This window comes from Chitinophaga japonensis, from assembly GCF_007830125.1.
GTDB classification, from domain to species: Bacteria; Bacteroidota; Bacteroidia; order Chitinophagales; family Chitinophagaceae; genus Chitinophaga; species Chitinophaga japonensis.
The window spans coordinates 885,839-902,901 of record NZ_VLLG01000004.1 but is presented as its reverse complement, the minus strand read 5'-3'; the positions used below and the strand labels follow the sequence as shown (position 1 = coordinate 902,901).

Sequence of the window (17,063 nt, the reverse complement as noted above, 5' to 3'; positions counted from 1 at the left end):
TTACAGATGAAGATAACGATCATTGCCGGCGCACGGCCCAACTTTATGAAGATAGCGCCCATTATTGATGCCATTGAGCTCAGGCAGCAGCAGGGCTATCCCATCAGCTACCGCCTGGTGCATACCGGCCAGCATTACGATGCCAACATGAGCCAGTCCTTTTTTGAGCAACTGGGCATTCCCCAGCCGCATGTGAACCTGGAAGCCGGCGGCGGCAGCCAGGCGGAGCAGACGGCCGGTATCATGGTGAAGTTTGAAAAGGACCTCGCGGCCCATCCCTGCGACCTGGTGCTGGTGGTGGGCGACGTGACCTCCACGCTGGCCTGTTCCATCGTAGCTAAAAAAATGAAGATAAAGGTAGCGCATGTGGAGGCAGGCATCCGCTCCGGCGACCAGCATATGCCGGAAGAGATCAACCGCATGGTGACGGACGCTATTACGGATTATTTTTTCACCACTTCGGAAATAGCGAACGGGCAGTTGCGCCGGGAAGGAAAAACGGCGGAGCAGCTTTTCTTCGTAGGCAACACGATGATAGATACCCTGCTGAAGCACCGGTCCCGTTTTCATGCGCCGCCCGTATGGCGGGACGCCGGGCTGCAGCCGCAGCAATACCTGGTGATGACGTTGCATCGCCCGGCCAACGTGGATGAGGAAGCGCACCTGGGCTTGCTGATCAGCGAGATCATGCGCAATAATCATGGTCTGCCGGTGGTATTCCCGGTGCATCCGCGTACGGCCAAACAACTGGAGCGGATCGCTGTTGCGCATCCCCGCCTGCACCTGACGCCGCCCATGGGTTACCTGGAATTCAACTACCTGGTGGAAAGGGCCAAAGCCGTGATCACCGACTCCGGCGGCATTACGGAAGAGACCACGGTAATGGGCGTGCCCTGCATGACCCTGCGGGATTCTACCGAACGGCCGGAAACCTGTACCATTGGCACGAATGTACTGCTGGGCACTGATCCCGCAGCCCTGGGGCCGGCTATGGAGCAGTTGTTTGCAGGCGACTGGAAGAAGGGGGACATTCCTCCTCTGTGGGACGGGCATGCGGCGGAGCGCATTGCAGACTGTTTTGTAAAACTGTTTAAACTGGAACATCAATCGGCTACAGTAGCATGAATATACAATGGCAAACATTGCGCAGGGGGGTGAATGTAGCCCGCAATATGGGCTGGCGCTATATGGCTTTCCGTTCGGTGTACGAACTGCAGCGGAAAAGCGGCCGGCTGAAAAAGAACTTTCCGCAGGCGCCCCCTTTCCGCAGGTACCTTTCCCTGGAAGAGTGGAAGGCATTGCCGGTACGTTTCTTTTTCCGGGACAGGGAAGATATAACAGTGCCCAAACAGCGCCTGCCGTCCCTGGCGGAACGGTATCAGCAGATCCGCAGAGGACAGTTTACTTTCTTTAGCGGGCCGGTGCTGGACCTAAGCGCGGACGGCAACTGGCTGCGCAACCCGGATACCGGCTACGAGTACGATGCGGATCAGCACTGGACCCTCATCAACGATTACTCCCGCGAAGCGGGCGACATCAAGTTTGTGTGGGAAAAGGCGCGCTTTGCATACCTCTATGACATTATCCGGTACGATTATCATTTCGGGGAAGATTGCGCCGCTTATGTATTTGACGAGATACTGTCATGGATAAACGCCAACAAGGTCAATTGCGGACCGCATTACAAGTGCAGCCAGGAAATAAGCCTGCGCGTGCTGAACTGGACCTTCGCCCTTTTTTACTATCGTAATTCCCCGGTGCTGACCCCGGAAGTGTTTGACAGGATACAGTACGCTATTTACTGGCAATTGCATCACGTATACGAGAATATCCATTTTTCCAGGATAGCCGTGCGTAATAACCATGCCATTACGGAAACACTGGCCCTGTACCTGGGCGGCCTGTTGTACCCTTCGCTGCCCGGCGCTGCAAAATGGAAAACAGCCGGCAGGTACTGGTTCGAGGAGGAGGTGGCCTACCAGGTGTATGCGGATGGCTCTTTTTTACAGTTCTCCACCAATTATCACCGCGTGGTGGTGCAGTTGCTCACCTGGGCGCTGCGCCTGGCTGCGCTGAACGGCGAGCAATGGGCGGCAGTGATAAAGGAGCAGGCGCGTTTGTCCGTTATTTTCCTGCGCGCCTGCATGCATGACCATAACGGGTGGCTGCCTAATTACGGCGCTAACGATGGCGCCCTGTTCTTCCGGCTGAACGAGCAGCATTACCGCGACTACCGTCCCCAGTTACAGGCGCTGGCGGCACTGCTGAAAATGGACCTGGGCTTCCCGGAGCAATACGAGGATATGTACTGGTATGGTGAAAGTAACGGCAGCCGCGTGGCGCCGGCGCTGGAGCCCGGGAAGGCCTGTTATGCCTTCCCGGCCGGCGGCTACTATGTATGCCGTGAACCGGAAACGCTTACTTTCCTGCGATGCGGCAACCACCGCGACCGGCCCTCCCAGGCGGATAACCTGCACCTGGATATCTGGCACAAAGGAGAGAACCTGCTGCTGGACGCCGGCAGCTATAAATACAATACAGACGAAGCTACCCTGCGGTATTTCATGGGTACCACCTCACACAATACGGTGATGCTGGGCGATTACGACCAGATGGAAAAAGGCCCCCGTTTTATCTGGTACAACTGGACCCAATGCGAAGGCGCTACCCTGTATGAAACAGCGGAGGAGTACATATGGGAAGGTACCATTACTGCATTCCGGCAGGTGGCCAGGAACATACGGCATTTTCGCCGGGTACGGAAAAAGAAAGATGCGCCGCTCTGGATCGTGGAAGACCAATTGATAAATAAGCCTGCTGCAATGCTGATGCACCAGCTCTGGCATACCGCCGCACCGGAACGACTGCAGTGGCATTGCCGGGATAAAGCGGGTAATATATTGCAGGCGCTGGAGCGACCGGGCCGGCATGCCCCGTTATACGGGATCATGGAAGAAAGCAGGGAGATCATATTTACAACGGCAGGCGATAAAATAACAACTGAGATCAGCATAAAGGAAAGCATATGAATATTCTGCTCATACATCAATATTTTTTGGAAGAGGATGATCCCGGCGGCTCCCGCTGGAACGAGATCACGCGGAGCTGGACCGCAGCCGGCCATACCGTAACCGTGCTGGCCGGCATGATGCATTACAACGGGTCGCAAAAGCGGCGGGAGTATAAAGGCGTGTACTTTAAGCAAAAGCAGCAGGGCCAGGTAAATGTGTGGCGCTGCCATGTTTCGGAGTCTTACAATAAAAATTTCCTGGGGCGGCTGTGGGGCTATTTTTCTTTTATGTTCTCTTCCTTATGGGCAGGGCTTTTTAAGGTAAAGGGGAAGTTCGATGTAGTGGTCGTTACGTCCCCGCCCTTGTTTGTAGGATGCTCCGGCTTCCTCATCTCCAGGCTGAGACGCATGCCGCTGCTGTTCGAGGTGCGGGATCTGTGGCCGGAATCCGCCATTGATACCGGTGTGCTTAGGAATAAGCTGGTCATACGGCTGGCGTACTGGTGCGAAAATTTCATTTACCGGAAGGCGGCGCTCATCAACGTGCTGACCCCGGCCTTTTATAACACGCTGCGGGATAAAAAAGGCGTGCCGGAAAGCAAGCTCATTTTCATACCCAACGCAGCGGATTTCTCCTTATCGGATCATCTGCTGGGATCCTTTGATCCCATGGCTTTCCGCCGTATGCATGGTTTGGAGGACAAATTCGTGATCACCTATGTGGGCGCGCACGGAGTGGCCAACCACCTGGAACAGTTGCTGGAAGCGGGCAAGTTGCTGGAGGATACGCCCGTGTTGTTTCAACTGATAGGGCAGGGCATGGAAAAACCGCGGCTGCAGCAGTTGGCAGAAGAGCGGAACGTGCACAACGTGCGTTTCCTGGACCCGGTGCCCAAGCAGGAGGTGTTCAAATACATCCTGGCATCGGACATGGGCGCTTCCGTGCTGAAAAAAGTGGACACGTTCAAAACCGTGTATTCCAACAAGACCTTTGATTACATGGCCTGCAAGAAACCCATATTAATGGCGATTGATGGCGTGTCCCGCGAGCTGGTGGAGGCTGCGGAAGCAGGCTGTTATGTGGAGCCGGAGAATGCGGCGGAGTACAACCGCATTATCCGGGAATACCTGCAGGACCCGGCCAGGCTGGAACGGGAAGGGGAGAACGGGTTCCGCTACGCCAGGGCAAATTTTGACAGGCAGGTGCTGGCCATGCGTTACCTGGATCAGGTACAGCAAAAAATTATAAAGAACGGGGTAACTGCAAATGCATGGGTATAAACATATCGTAAAACCGCTGTTGGACCGGCTGGTGGTGCTGCTGCTGTTGCTGCTGCTGTCGCCCGTATGGCTGCTGCTTACCGTGTTGCTGTGGATTGCCAATGACGGGAAGCCTTTTTTCTTCCAGCAGCGGCCCGGCCTGTACGGGAGAATATTCCGGGTCATCAAGTTCAGGACCATGACAGACCAGCGGGATGCTGATGGCCGGCTACTACCCGATGAGCAGCGATTGACCCGCATCGGCAGCATTGTCCGGAAAACCTCCCTGGATGAAATTCCCCAGCTCCTCAACGTATTGAAAGGCGATATGAGCCTGGTGGGGCCCCGGCCTTTGCTGGTGGAGTATTTGCCGCTATATAATGCTACACAGCGCAGGCGGCATGCCGTGCGCCCCGGTATTACCGGATGGGCGCAGGTGAACGGTCGCAACGCCATTAGCTGGGAGCAGAAATTTGAGTATGATGTATGGTATGTAGAGCATATCAGCTTTGCGCTGGACCTCAGGATATTGTGGATGACCCTGGTGAAAGTGCTGCGCTCAGAAGGCATCAGCGCAGCAAATACAGCAACAATGGAAAGATTTACCGGTAACTAAAAACAACCGCTATGTATATATACGGCGCCGGCGGGCATGCCAAAGTAATTATGGAAATACTGGAAGTACTAGCCATACCAGTAGACGGGCTGTTTGTAGACGGCCCGGAAAAAGCTCAGGTATGGGAGCATGTGGCCACCGCTTTTCCGGGCAGCTTTCACAGCGGCAGGGATCAGTTGATACTGGCTATTGGCAGCAATGCTGCGCGTAAAAAACTGGTGTCGCGGTTGCACGTATTGTATGGAACGGCCGTGCACCCCGCAGCCAATATCTCTCCCAGGGCCGTGATGGGAGAAGGCACGGTGGTGATGGCCGGCGCTACTGTAAACGCGGATGTACAGATAGGTCGGCACAGTATCATCAATACCAATGCATCCGTAGATCATGACTGCACACTGGGCGACTATGTACATATTTCGCCCAACGCCACTTTGTGTGGGGGGGTAAGCGTGGGAGAGGGCGCGCATATTGGCGCTGGCGCCGTGGTGATACCCGATATTAAGATCGGTAACTGGGCAGTGATCGGCGCCGGCGCGGTAGTGGTAAAAGATGTGCCGGATGGGGTGACCGCAGCAGGTAATCCCGCCCGGGTACTTGTAAAAAAATTATCTGGTGATGACTGAGCGAATATGGTTATCCGCCCCCCACATGGGGGTGCAGGAATTAGGCTTTGTAAAAGAAGCCTTCGACAGCAACTGGATCGCGCCCCTGGGCCCGCATGTGGACGGCTTTGAGAAAGACCTGGCTGCGTTTACCGGCGCGCGGCACGTGGCCGCATTATCATCCGGAACGGCGGCCCTGCACCTGGCGCTGGTACTGTTAGGAGTAGAAAGGGGTGATGAGGTGCTGTGCCAGAGCATGACCTTCTCCGCCTCCGCCAACCCGATCGTATACCAGGGCGCCACGCCGGTATTCATAGACAGTGAGCCGGATACCTGGAATATGGACCCGGTATTGCTGGAAGAGGCTATTACAGCCCGCCTGGCAACAGGGAAAATGCCGAAGGCCATTATCCCCGTGCATTTGTATGGTATGCCGGCAAAATTGGACGAGATCCTGCAGATTGCAGCAAGGTACGGTGTCCCGGTTATTGAGGATGCTGCAGAAGCGCTGGGCTCCGTATATAAGGGAAAGGCCTGTGGCACATTCGGCAGGCTGGGGATACTGAGCTTTAACGGCAACAAGATCATTACCACCAGCGGCGGCGGTGCATTAATAGGCGACGATGAGGAACTGATCCGCAAGGCCCGTTTCCTGGCTACCCAGGCGCGGGACCCGGCCCCGCATTATGAGCACAGCTACATCGGCTTCAATTACCGCATGAGCAATGTATGCGCCGGCATAGGCCGTGGGCAGATGCAGGTGCTGCCGGAGCGTGTAGCCCAAAGGCGGGCTAACTATGATTATTACGTACAACAACTGTCCGGTTTGCCGGGCATACAGTTCCTGGCCGGGCCGCCCGGTACTTACAGTAACCGTTGGCTCACCACCTTGCTGGTAGACCCGGCACAGAGCGGTGGTATTACGCGCGAACGTATCAGGCTCGCGCTGGAGGAAGAGAACATTGATTCCAGGCCCCTGTGGAAGCCCATGCACCTGCAGCCGGTGTTTGCGGCAGCTCCGGCTTTTGTGAACGGTACATCGGCCAGGTTATTTAATAATGGGTTATGTTTACCTAGCGGATCCAACCTGGGCAGGGCGGAGCTGGGGAAAGTGGCGAAGATCATCAGGAGGATGTGGGATTAACAACTGCCAACAAAAAAATATTTTTCTATGAATCTTCTAACTACGTTGAAATTTATTGCCAGGCATCCGCTGAACAAGGGGAGCGAAATGAAAGCCCTCGCCCGTTTTGTAAGATGGCAGATCAGCACGAGGCTAACGCCTTATCCCATCATTTATTCCTTTACCAACAAGGCAAAGCTTGTTGTACAAAAAGGAGTATGTGGAGCCACAGGTAACTTCTACTGTGGTCTATATGAGTTTAACGATATGTCTTTTTTGCTCCACTTTTTAAGAAAAGGAGACCTGTTTGTTGATGTTGGGGCCAATATCGGCAGCTATACTGTTTTATCAGCAGCACATATAGAAGCAGAAACAGTTGCAGTAGAGCCCGTACCATCCACATATGAGCGTCTGCTGTTCAATATTCAACTTAACCAGGTCAATGGAAGGGTAAATGCAATAAATACCGCGTTAGGCTCCACTGCAGGGAAGCTTCACTTTACCAGCAAATTGGGGGCCAGTAACCATGTGTCCATTGGTAACGATCGGGACCAAATTGAAGTGAATGTAGACACACTGGACAATGTACTGGAGGGGCGGTCGCCCGTTCTGCTGAAAGTGGATGTGGAAGGTTTTGAGACAGAAGTAATGAGAGGAGCTCATTTAACTTTGGAGAAAGAAACATTGAAGGCGATTATCATTGAATTAGCTGGATTGGGAAACCGGTATGGTTTTGATGAAAGGAAGGTGCATGACCTGCTGATACAGCACAATTTTCAGCCTTATACGTACGATCCTCTACTCAGGAAACTAACGCATTGTCGCTCTTATGATCTTCACAATACCATTTATGTAAGGGATGCCCAATTTGTGAAGGAACGGGTAAGCACGGCCGAGAAGGTACGTATACGCAACAAGCTGGTATGATCCCGCTACTGCAAATGCTGAGATATGCATAATAGTTATATCTATCAATTGGAAAAATCGTTGTATGACGGTTACTTAATTCCCGTTATTTACTTCGTATTAATGACGGTTGTCGCCTTCCAGGATCATGTATTTGCCGATTGGGACGCGTCGATGCATTATTTTTCCGGTCTCGACATCTATCGGGGGAACGGTTACCGGGGGTGGGCCTCCCATTTCTGGCCACCTTTATTTCCGGTTTTAACAGGATTGCTTGCCAAGCTGGCGCCGGCGGTAGAATTCATTAAGCTAATCTCGGTTATTTCAGCCTCGCTGTTATTGCTGCTGGTTTATACTTTTGTATACAAGCTTTCGGAAAGCAGGACAGCGGCCTGGCTGGCTCAGTTGCCTCTGGTGACCAATACCTTGTTTATACAGCTAAGTGTACAGGTGGAGAACCATATGCTGGATTCTTTATTTTACATTTTAAGCATCTTACTTCTGATCAAGAGCCTTGAAGGGGGGAATGGGTACCGCTACCTGTTTGTAGGCATTGTTTGCGGGCTGGCTGGGCTTACCCGGTATACCAGCTATTCCCTATTGCCTGCTTTCGTATTGACCGTATTTTTTTTCTATCCATTCCGGCGTGCTGTAAGCTATGCTACCTGCCTGATGCTGGGGTTTACATTGATGTCCTCCCCCTGGTGGATTGTTAACTATTTTGACAATGGCTCTCCATTTGCAACCTGGCAGTACATGAATATTGGCATAGGCGTATTTTCAGTTGCACATAACAAATGGGTATGGTGCTGGGATGGGATCAACGGTTTTAATTCTGGGGTTGATATCTTCCTGTATGCGCCAGGAGCATATATTGTCAATTTTCTCAGGAATATATTGAAAAGCCTTGTATGGATCATCTATAGGGGACAGACAGTCGGCCTGCTGTGCTTAATAGCAGGGGGCTTTCTTATTTATAATAATTACTATAAAAGAGAGAGGTCATTGCTGCGCTCAAAGATTTTCGTGCCGGTGTTAATATGCTTTGGGTGCTACCTGTTATTGGTTTCACAGGCCTTTGTTTTTAGTGAAGTTTTTTTAAGCTGGCTGGTGTTAATAGTGGTCTACGGAACTTTTGCCATTTATAAACAGCGTTCGATGTTTATCCGGATCAAGCCTGTTTATAAGCGATGCGCCATGGCCACTATTGTGTTAGGAATAGGCATAGATATAGCTAACGGCAGCAGGCAGCTAAGTTATTATTTTAACCAGGACCACGGAATGGAGGAAAATACCCAGGTAGCAGATTTATTAAAAAGTATTGACAACAATATACGCGAAAGGGTGATTATGTGCTTCCATCCCGCCCGGGCTTACTATCTGGGGTGCAAATATGTTACATTGCCATTGTATTATCGGGGGGGGCTTAGCGGGTTGATTTCCTTTAAGAATATGAGCGAGAAGGTAAAAACCCAGGCTGCGCGCTTTCCTTCAACTATCAGCAATGACGATCTAAAGGCAGACTATCTTATATATGATGTGAGGGCAACTATTTGCCTGCCGCAGTTTTCTTTTTTATTGCAGAGAGGAAGCCCGCGTATTCCGGAAAACTTCCGGCTTGTTTACTTATCGGATAAGGTAGCTGTTTACCGGATAAATTAAGTGTTTGTTAGTTCCTTGTTTTTGAAGTTGTATCCCTCCAGTAGCTTAAATGCTTTTTTGTTTGTCTTAATGCTTTTTATAGCCTGCAGATGCTTTTGGTGGTGCATGTCGGTGCCTACGAGGTCTATCATTTTATCCGCCAGCAACCTTTCTGCTATTTTCTGAACGTGTTTACCATAGTATCCTGTTATAGACAGCAAATTCATTTGCAACTGGCAGCCCCATTCTTTCAATTGGGCGTACTGTGTGTAATTATCATGATAATGATTGTACCGTTCCGGATGGGCCAGTACAGGTTGGTAGCCAGCCGCAATAAGGCTAAACAGCCATTGGTGTAGTTGTGGCGGTGCCTGTATGAAGGACATTTCCACCAGTACCATCTTCCCCTGTAATGTCAGCAAAGACGAGGAGGAAATAAGCTGCTCAAAATATTCATCCATATAGTACTCTCCGGCAAAGGAAAAAGCAAGGTCTATCCCTTTTTCCTGTAAGACTTTTTTTACCTGCATATAGGGTGCGGTGAGCGTTTGGACAGAGTTTGGATACCTGTCTGCCATTATATGCGGAGTAGTAATGACCTTTTGGATTCCCATTTCCTGCAATTGTTGAATAAATAAAAGCGAGGTTTCAATATCCTGCACACCGTCGTCAACCGCCGGTATCAGGTGGGAGTGGATGTCGGTCTCCATGAAGGACAAAAGACCCGCATATGATATGTCAGATGATCGCTTCTTAAAGAAAAACATGAGTGCTGATACGATTTAAGGTCCAAAAGGCTATCAAATTTTATTCCTTTTTTCAATAATCAGGCAAAATACTTTTTTATTAGAAATGTATTTTATATCTTTTCGATTACTATTCTAATCCTATGTACTAGCATAGCACCTATGTCCTATGAGAACCTTTTATTGCAGCATACTTATTCTTTGCTGGTATGTTTGTGTGACCATTATTAGTAACAGAGCCTGTGCCCAGGATATTTCACTAAAAAATCCTTCTCTGGAAGGCCCGCCTTTGGCAGCGAAGTTACCTCCATATTGGCTGTCGGCCAACAGATCACCGGATACATGGGCGGCTAAAGGATTACTTACAGCATCTGATGGAGAGACATTTGTGGGTATATATTACAGTGCCATATGGAAAGAGGGTATCTCCCAGTTATTGGAAAGCCCTCTAAAAGCAGGGATTACCTATACGCTTTCCTTTGATCTGGCCTGTCCTGAAGTATACCCTTTTGAGGTGTGTTATGCCACGCTGGCCGTTTATGGTGGTAATGGCCCGGCCGATACAACTACCTGTTTCTGGAGGTCGGGAGAGATTTATCATAAAAACTGGAAACGATACACAGTTAGCTTTACACCCACCAAGGATTGCAGCTATCTGGCCTTTTGGCCTTATCTTTCCTCTCCCTGCCCCAAAAATAAGAATGGTATTGCGGCAATGATAGATAATTTTTCCAAATACGTTAAGGCTGCACCTAAGTTGTCCCTTACTACCCGGCCTACTTGTCAGGACGCTCCGAGCGGCCAGGTAGCGGTTGCTGTAACCGGCGCTCCTGGGCCTTACGCCTACAAGTGGCTGCCCGGTGGGGAGACCACAGATTGCATTGCCAGTCTTGCTGCGGGCGACTATGAAGTAACAGTGACCGCGGCCAATGGCCTTACCACCCGGGCGCAAGCTACTGTGAAAGTTGATAGCTTGTTGTCCCATGCCACGGTTACCTCCGCTCCGTGCTTTGACCAACCGGAACATAGCATTGCCGTCAATACTAGAGGGGGGATGCCGCCTTACCGCTATTATTTTAATGGTAGCAGCACCGGTACTTACACGCCGGTTTTTCGGAAGCTGTCGCCAGGCAGTTATCATATCCTGGTAAAAGACCAGCGGGGATGCTCCCAAGAGCTTAACGATGTTGTTGTTAAGGGGCCGCCACAATTGATCATCCAGCAGTCTACGGTGATACCTGCCACCTGCGGCGACATGGCCAATGGCCGGATCATACCGCTGGTGCAGGGCGGCACGCCACCTTATGTTTACCAGGTAGATAATGGCCCCTGGCAGTCCGATAGCGTGCTGCAAGACTTAAGTTCCGGCTATCATTCCTTTAATGTAAAGGATAAATATCAGTGCATTACAAGCGGTACTGCCGATGTGGCAACACAGTGGCCAAACTGTCTGGTGATGATGCCCTCAGCTTTCAGTCCCAATGGAGATGGTATAAATGATGTTTTTCGCCCCAAAGTGTATGACGAGGTCCTCAACTATGAACTGGCGATCTATAACCGGTGGGGAGGGCTGGTATTCCGGTCCAATGATCCATACAGGGGATGGGATGGCATTTATAAGGGACTGTTACAGGAAGTGCAGGGCTTTACCTATATCTGCACATTCCTGGACCGGAACAATATGCGGCAGGAGCTACGGGGTGTGGTGATGCTGGTGCATTGAGCGCAATTATCCTTTTACTCCAATCCCCTTTATTTGCACAGAGCGTTTATCTATCCGGCCGTACAACCAGCTTAGTTGATGGAATACCTGGTGGCCGAAATATTTGCAAATTGCTCCACGGAACCTATATGGAACCCATTTGTGCAGGAAAGGGAAGACCTGTACCTGTTTAAAACCGGCGCCCTGGAGAATGTTGCCCAGGTTCATGGGGCTAAAGCTGTACAGGTGATTATTGATGTCGTTCGGTTTCCACTTTGTCCGGTAGCTGTCATGCGGTACCACGATCGCGATGGTGCCGCCCGGTTTCAGCTTCTCATACAATGCGGAAACATATTGAAAAGGGTTGGTAGTGTGCTCCAGGCAGTGGTTGGAAATAACCACATCCACAGATTCGTCCTTTACCGCGTCCAGCGATTCATAGCAGGGTATCCTGTTCACTTCGTTGCAGTAATCCCTGGCTACGGGGTTGATCTCTATGCCTATCCTTTCCCTGCAGTCCAGGTTTTTGAGCAGGAACCCGCCACCGCAGCCAAAATCAAGCACCACATCCCCTGGTTTTATATGCGGTGCAAATTTAAATTTGTTGGCGATGCCTCCGAACTCGCCGATCTTTCTCTGGTAATCGTTGAAATAGGAAGCCTGGTAATGGTTTTCAATAACAGCGTCCGGTTGTTTCATAACAGGAAGGAATTTATAAAGCTAAATTAAGCAATTATTCGCTGGGAACTTGCAGGCTCAGCAGCTCCACCACGGCCTCCAGGTATTTCGCATCCACTTCATCGAACTGCGACAGGTGCTCACTGTCTACATCCAGCACGCCTGTCACCACGCCATTCCGGATAATAGGCACCACGATCTCGGACCTGGACTGGCTGCTGCAGGCAATATGGCCGGGAAATTGCTCCACATCCGGTACGATCAGCGTGCGGGCCTGCGCCCAACTGCTGCCGCATACGCCACGCCCGTGACGGATGCGCGTGCAGGCCACCGGTCCCTGGAAAGGGCCCAGCACCAGCTCATCGCCTTTCACCAGGTAAAAGCCTGTCCACAACCAGCCGAATTGCTCCTTCAATGCTGCCGCTACATTGGCCAGGTTGGCCACTAGGTCCGGTTCTCCCTCCAGGAGCGCCCTGATCTGCGGTAGCAGTGATTCATATTGTTCCGTTTTACTGCCTTTGATAATCTGAAGATCTTCTGCCATAATGCAAATATGAAATCCTAAATCCCAAATTCCAAATTCCAAATTCCAAAATTGGCACATGCCGCCCGAATTATCAGTAGACTGCTTTTATGCAGAAGCTTACAGGTAGTTTGGAATTTGGGATTTGGATGTTGGAATTTACACCGTTCCACTAAATTCAACTAAAAGTTTTGTAAATTTATCACGCATGTCCCGGGGGGAAATGGTCTGATTTAGTAAAAAAAATTAACCCTGCGTTCTCCTCCCTGCTTTATTGCCAACGGCGGTTCCAACCGCGGAAAATGACTATCACGTATGAACTCTATTCACGCACCACCTGCACCGCAGTACGATCCTCTTATGGAAATACAATGCCTGTCCCAGGAAATGAATGACCACTGCAGTCCGCCCTGTAAACCATATATGCAAACGAATACAACGGCCATCGATGGACGTTGCAATATCGCCTTTACTTCCAAACTGCCGGACGGTGATCATACATAACGGTATTTCCTATACGACAAATACCTGCTGATCCCCCTTTTGATTGCCTACTACCTACTGTAAATGCCAACTAAAACTGCCATCTGCTATGCCGCATGGCGTAGCCTGCTTTTGTAATTAAACCGATTCTCTTAACCATTAAACAGACGATCATGCAAACGATCCAATTCCCGCGGATGCAATATCCGTTCCCCTCCCTCATGAACCGTTTTGCCAACCTTGCCAACGAGCAAAACCTTTTATGGGCGCAAACATTTGGCCTGCTGAAAACAGAGGAGGCCCTTGCCCGCTTCAGAAAGGCAAAATTCGCCCTGCTGGTATCCAGGACCTTTCCCAATGCCGGCTACGAGGAACTGTGCATCCTTTGCAACTTCAACTCCTGGCTGTTCCTGCACGATGACCAGTGCGATGAAGCACAGATGGGCCGGCAGGCGACCAACCTGCAACAGGTGACCGACTATTTCACGGAAATACTGACCCGGGAGATAGCGGAACCTGAACAAGGCGGCGCATTTGCGCTGGCCCTCGCGGATATCTGGCAGCGGCTGCTGCCCCTGAGCCGCCCGGCCTGGCGCCAGCGCTTTATCCGCAGCATGCAGGAATATTTCAAGGCCTGCCTTTGGGAAGCCGGTAACAGGGCAGAACAGCGGGCGCCTTCCGTAGCAGACTACGTAATCATGCGGCCTTATACCGGCGCGCTGTTCGTGGACCTGGAGTTCGTGGAGATCAGCGAAAAGGTGCACCTGCCGGACCAGGTACTGCAACATGCCATGGTGCAACGCCTGGCCCTGGCCTGTAATAACATTGTGTGCTGGACCAACGACATTATGTCCTGCCGGAAGGAAGCCGGGCAGGGCGATGTGCACAACCTGGTGCTGGCGCTGATGCGGGAGCGCAGCCTGTCCATGCAGGATGCCATTAACGAAACAGTGCGTATGCACGACGAGGAGGTACGGCTGTTTGCGGCGCTGGAAAAGCTGCTGCCTTCCTTTGATGCCGAAACGGACCAGGAGCTGACCCGCTATGTGGCGGTGCTGCGTTCCTGGATCACCGGCAACTATGACTGGAGCGTGCTGGATACCGGTCGTTACCGGGTGGACCCGGCGCCGGAAACACATGTCCAGGCTTAGCCTTGCAAGGGGCTGCCCGCCGGGTAGCCCCTTGCTAATAATTACTTTTTATCTCAATTAAAATCATTAACTTCCGGAAGAATTAACACCCCAACCTTGTAATTAGTAATAACCCTATATGCATAGTACCCCCTTTTTTTAACACACAAAACCCTAAAACATGAAGAAAACCCTTGCCTTGTTCACCATGCTGACTGCTGTACTGTTGTTTTCATGCCGAAAGGACAATCAAAGACCCAAGCAGGAAAAAGTGCCTGACGACATTATCTCGAAACTTAAAACCGCCGGTTTCGATACCAGTGAAGGATTATCAAAGTACAAAGACGGCTATCTGGTAGAATATGATATTTTTCTCACTGCTGAAGCTATTGAACGGTTGGCAGAGGAGAAAGACCGCACCAGGCCACAGGTAGAACATTACAGGACCAATAATCTCGTTACCGGTACGCCCAGAGTGATTAGCGTATTCCTGGATGCGGGCTTTGACTCGTATATGCAGAGCGCTTTCAATACCGCACTGGCAAGATACAATCAACTTCGCCTGGGGTTAACCTTTCAGCCAGCCGCCAGTGCTGACGTCGCCGACATCAATATCTTTTCATTTTATGAAGTAAGCGATGTACTTGGCTTTAGTGCGGGGGGTCCGTCGGGAGGTGACCCGGCGAGCCCGATAAGATTAAACACATACTATTACAATAGCGGCAGCCATCGCGCTGATGCGGCTACTACCATTGCCCATGAAATAGGTCATGCGATCGGCTTCCGCCATACAGATTACCAGAACCGGACCTTCAGTTGTGGTATCGGTGGTAATGAAGGCACCGGCGGAGACGGCGCCAACCCTGTTGAAGGCACGCCCACAGGTAATCCTGATTACAAGGTTGCCAACTCCTGGATGTTGGCCTGCTCCAGCAACACCGATCGGCCATTTACTGCTTACGATAAAATAGCTTTACACAGAACCTATCCCAATAACGAAGATATGAAGCCCGTATATGGCTACACTGTGGCTTCCGGTAACCCGGGCCATCACTATCTGTCGGTGGTACCTGTGAATAACCTTGACTATTGGGTTTCGGAAGATGTTGCCTTCAGGGCGTATATAAGCCCTATAAACGGTGCCGTGCCGGTCAGGGCTTATTTCAGTCAACAGGGAAGTGACCACTATTTTACAACGGGTACGCTCAACCCCGACAACTGGTGGCAATATGAAGGAATCGCATTTTATGCCTTCACTACGCAGGTGCCCGGCACTGTACCTATTTATGAGCATTATAGCTCCATGTACGGAGGGGACCATTATTATTCGATGTCTGCAAATATTGCCGGCTATGGAACTTACTGGACGAACTTTAATGGTGTTGTTTTCTATGCTTTCCCCAATTATTAATTGAAGAGGTGATGAAGAATATAAAAGCGGAAGCTAAGCACCTACACTTTCTTCCATTTCTCTATCCTCCTCCCGATCCACCAGAACGACAGGGCCAGTATGGTAAAGAAAAGCCCCTTATGCGTGCGGTCCCACAGGTATTCAAAGTAACGGGTATAGAGGTCCAGCAACAGGAACAGTACGCCCATGTCCCGTACCATGTTATCCTTCAGCTTAATGCCCAGCCAGATGGCCACTGCGCATATCAGGGTATACACCACCACCCACCAGAGTAGCTGGTACTGGCGTACCTGTTGCCACTCGCTCCAGGTGCCGCTGTTGCCAAAGATGGAGATGAGCCACGCCGCCAGCAACAGCAACAGCCAGCCGCCCGCCCAGGTAATATGCTGCACCGCGCGGTATCGCTTATCGGGCAGCGCCAGCCGGTGCGCCAGCAGCATAACCGTGGCCAGCAACAGCATGCGGCAGGGCAGGTTCATGCCCAGGAACCAGGAGGCGTCGCCGGTAACAAAATAGGTGAGCTTTACATAGGCGGGTATCAGGCAGAGCAGCGTAGCGATCCATAATAGCTGTGAGGACAACGCTAATGCCAGTACGCCGTACACGGCCGTAGCCAGTAGCCAGAAGAGGCCGTAATTACCGCCCAGGTATTGCAGGCTTTTGCCCAGGTATACCAACGTTACGCCGGTGCTGAGTATGGGCAGCAGCCAGTACAGCTCCCGGTTCAGGGAAAAGGCCCGCTGTCCCGGCGCCAGCTCCTGCTTCCGGCGGGACCGGTAGCCCCGGTAGCACAGGAATACGGTGAGCAGCGCAAACAGGACGGCAATGATGCTGTCTGTCAGCGATAGTTTTTTACGCAGCACCTCAATCCACTTTTCATCCAGCACCAGGGAGCCGAATGCCATCAATGCACAGGAGATGGCCGCAATGAAAATATACAGGGTAATGGTCTGCCATTCCGTATGGGCTTCCCGTACCTGGTAGCTTTGCTGCATTTGCCGCGCCTGCTCCGGGTTGATCAGTTGCTCTTCCTGCCAGGCGCCAATTGCTTTTTCCAGTAAACGGGCTTCTCTTTTGTCAACTTCCAGCATAGTTTCTGATTAGGTTGATGCAACAATGTAGTGAAAAATTGTTTTTTGCTGTTTATTTGACTATATTTAAATAGTACGAGCGCTTCAACCTTTTTCCAATAATGTTGTTATTCTGAAAAATACCCTTCGTCCGCTAAAGTA

General features: G+C 51.1%; 15 protein-coding genes. 11 read left to right on the top strand and 4 right to left on the bottom strand.

Features of this window, described 5'->3' with window-relative positions; translation table 11 throughout:
* Positions 1-6: 6 nt before the first annotated feature.
* The 8 genes from wecB to LX66_RS20740 are packed head-to-tail and all read left to right on the top strand — an operon-like array spanning position 7 to position 9,179.
* Positions 7-1,125 (top strand): non-hydrolyzing UDP-N-acetylglucosamine 2-epimerase, encoded by a 1,119-nt coding sequence (gene wecB / locus LX66_RS20775; RefSeq protein ID WP_145717120.1) that lies wholly within the window; start codon positions 7-9, stop codon positions 1,123-1,125.
* Positions 1,122-3,029: an alginate lyase family protein gene (locus tag LX66_RS20770; RefSeq protein ID WP_145717119.1), complete on the top strand. Its 1,908-nt coding sequence runs from the start codon at positions 1,122-1,124 to the stop codon at positions 3,027-3,029. The genes wecB and LX66_RS20770 overlap by 4 nt, the downstream gene beginning before the upstream one ends.
* The gene (locus LX66_RS20765; protein ID WP_145717118.1) at positions 3,026-4,291 is read left to right on the top strand and encodes a glycosyltransferase family 4 protein; all 1,266 of its coding nucleotides are present in this window, start codon (positions 3,026-3,028) and stop codon (positions 4,289-4,291) included. Before LX66_RS20770 ends, LX66_RS20765 begins: the two co-directional genes overlap by 4 nt.
* Positions 4,278-4,886 (top strand): sugar transferase, encoded by a 609-nt coding sequence (locus LX66_RS20760; RefSeq protein WP_145717116.1) that lies wholly within the window; start codon positions 4,278-4,280, stop codon positions 4,884-4,886. The genes LX66_RS20765 and LX66_RS20760 overlap by 14 nt, the downstream gene beginning before the upstream one ends.
* Positions 4,887-4,897: 11 nt before the next feature.
* Positions 4,898-5,509, top strand: a complete 612-nt coding sequence (locus LX66_RS20755; protein ID WP_145717115.1) for an acetyltransferase — start codon at positions 4,898-4,900, stop codon at positions 5,507-5,509.
* Positions 5,502-6,632 carry an aminotransferase class I/II-fold pyridoxal phosphate-dependent enzyme gene (locus LX66_RS20750; protein WP_145717114.1) on the top strand — a complete coding sequence of 377 codons (1,131 nt, stop codon included), beginning with the start codon at positions 5,502-5,504 and terminating at the stop codon, positions 6,630-6,632. The genes LX66_RS20755 and LX66_RS20750 overlap by 8 nt, the downstream gene beginning before the upstream one ends.
* 27 nt (positions 6,633-6,659) lie before the next feature.
* Positions 6,660-7,538, top strand: coding sequence for an FkbM family methyltransferase (locus LX66_RS20745; protein ID WP_145717112.1), 879 nt, complete (start codon positions 6,660-6,662; stop codon positions 7,536-7,538).
* Positions 7,539-7,562: 24 nt separating this feature from the next.
* Entirely contained in the window at positions 7,563-9,179 is a 1,617-nt protein-coding gene (locus LX66_RS20740; protein WP_145717110.1) for an ArnT family glycosyltransferase, read from the top strand.
* Here the strand turns inward: LX66_RS20740 and LX66_RS20735 are convergent.
* Positions 9,176-9,868 carry a tyrosine-protein phosphatase gene (locus LX66_RS20735; protein ID WP_145717108.1) on the bottom strand — a complete coding sequence of 231 codons (693 nt, stop codon included), beginning with the start codon at positions 9,866-9,868 and terminating at the stop codon, positions 9,176-9,178. The genes LX66_RS20740 and LX66_RS20735 overlap by 4 nt on opposite strands.
* Positions 9,869-10,619: 751 nt before the next feature.
* Between LX66_RS20735 and LX66_RS28210 the strand changes: the two genes are divergently transcribed.
* On the top strand, positions 10,620-11,627 hold the full coding sequence (locus LX66_RS28210) for a T9SS type B sorting domain-containing protein (protein ID WP_158642697.1): 1,008 nt from the start codon (positions 10,620-10,622) through the stop codon (positions 11,625-11,627).
* 6 nt (positions 11,628-11,633) lie between these two features.
* Here the strand turns inward: LX66_RS28210 and LX66_RS20725 are convergent, their stop codons facing one another.
* Both LX66_RS20725 and LX66_RS20720 read right to left on the bottom strand, forming a co-directional pair.
* Positions 11,634-12,305 (bottom strand): class I SAM-dependent methyltransferase, encoded by a 672-nt coding sequence (locus LX66_RS20725; protein WP_145717105.1) that lies wholly within the window; start codon positions 12,303-12,305, stop codon positions 11,634-11,636.
* Positions 12,306-12,339: 34 nt separating this feature from the next.
* Entirely contained in the window at positions 12,340-12,828 is a 489-nt protein-coding gene (locus LX66_RS20720; RefSeq protein ID WP_145717103.1) for a GAF domain-containing protein, read from the bottom strand.
* A 635-nt stretch (positions 12,829-13,463) separates the two neighbouring features.
* Between LX66_RS20720 and LX66_RS20715 the strand changes: the two genes are divergently transcribed.
* Together LX66_RS20715 and LX66_RS20710 are read left to right on the top strand one after the other, a co-directional pair.
* Positions 13,464-14,441, top strand: coding sequence for a terpene synthase family protein (locus LX66_RS20715; RefSeq protein WP_145717101.1), 978 nt, complete (start codon positions 13,464-13,466; stop codon positions 14,439-14,441).
* 160 nt (positions 14,442-14,601) lie between these two features.
* Positions 14,602-15,831, top strand: a complete 1,230-nt coding sequence (locus tag LX66_RS20710; RefSeq protein ID WP_145717099.1) for a M57 family metalloprotease — start codon at positions 14,602-14,604, stop codon at positions 15,829-15,831.
* Positions 15,832-15,872: 41 nt separating this feature from the next.
* On the opposite strand, the gene LX66_RS20705 is transcribed toward LX66_RS20710, so the two are convergent.
* Complete coding sequence (locus LX66_RS20705) at positions 15,873-16,922, bottom strand: DUF2157 domain-containing protein (protein WP_145717097.1); 1,050 nt, start codon at positions 16,920-16,922, stop codon at positions 15,873-15,875.
* Positions 16,923-17,063 lie beyond the last annotated feature (141 nt).

Coding starts and splice junctions, on each gene's coding strand:
- wecB (WP_145717120.1), top strand. CDS start 7: ATGAAGATAACGATCATTGCCGGCGCACGGCCCAACTTTATGAAGATA.
- LX66_RS20770 (WP_145717119.1), top strand. CDS start 1,122: ATGAATATACAATGGCAAACATTGCGCAGGGGGGTGAATGTAGCCCGC.
- LX66_RS20765 (WP_145717118.1), top strand. CDS start 3,026: ATGAATATTCTGCTCATACATCAATATTTTTTGGAAGAGGATGATCCC.
- LX66_RS20760 (WP_145717116.1), top strand. CDS start 4,278: ATGCATGGGTATAAACATATCGTAAAACCGCTGTTGGACCGGCTGGTG.
- LX66_RS20755 (WP_145717115.1), top strand. CDS start 4,898: ATGTATATATACGGCGCCGGCGGGCATGCCAAAGTAATTATGGAAATA.
- LX66_RS20750 (WP_145717114.1), top strand. CDS start 5,502: ATGACTGAGCGAATATGGTTATCCGCCCCCCACATGGGGGTGCAGGAA.
- LX66_RS20745 (WP_145717112.1), top strand. CDS start 6,660: ATGAATCTTCTAACTACGTTGAAATTTATTGCCAGGCATCCGCTGAAC.
- LX66_RS20740 (WP_145717110.1), top strand. CDS start 7,563: ATGCATAATAGTTATATCTATCAATTGGAAAAATCGTTGTATGACGGT.
- LX66_RS20735 (WP_145717108.1), bottom strand. CDS start 9,868: ATGGAGACCGACATCCACTCCCACCTGATACCGGCGGTTGACGACGGT.
- LX66_RS28210 (WP_158642697.1), top strand. CDS start 10,620: ATGATAGATAATTTTTCCAAATACGTTAAGGCTGCACCTAAGTTGTCC.
- LX66_RS20725 (WP_145717105.1), bottom strand. CDS start 12,305: ATGAAACAACCGGACGCTGTTATTGAAAACCATTACCAGGCTTCCTAT.
- LX66_RS20720 (WP_145717103.1), bottom strand. CDS start 12,828: ATGGCAGAAGATCTTCAGATTATCAAAGGCAGTAAAACGGAACAATAT.
- LX66_RS20715 (WP_145717101.1), top strand. CDS start 13,464: ATGCAAACGATCCAATTCCCGCGGATGCAATATCCGTTCCCCTCCCTC.
- LX66_RS20710 (WP_145717099.1), top strand. CDS start 14,602: ATGAAGAAAACCCTTGCCTTGTTCACCATGCTGACTGCTGTACTGTTG.
- LX66_RS20705 (WP_145717097.1), bottom strand. CDS start 16,922: ATGCTGGAAGTTGACAAAAGAGAAGCCCGTTTACTGGAAAAAGCAATT.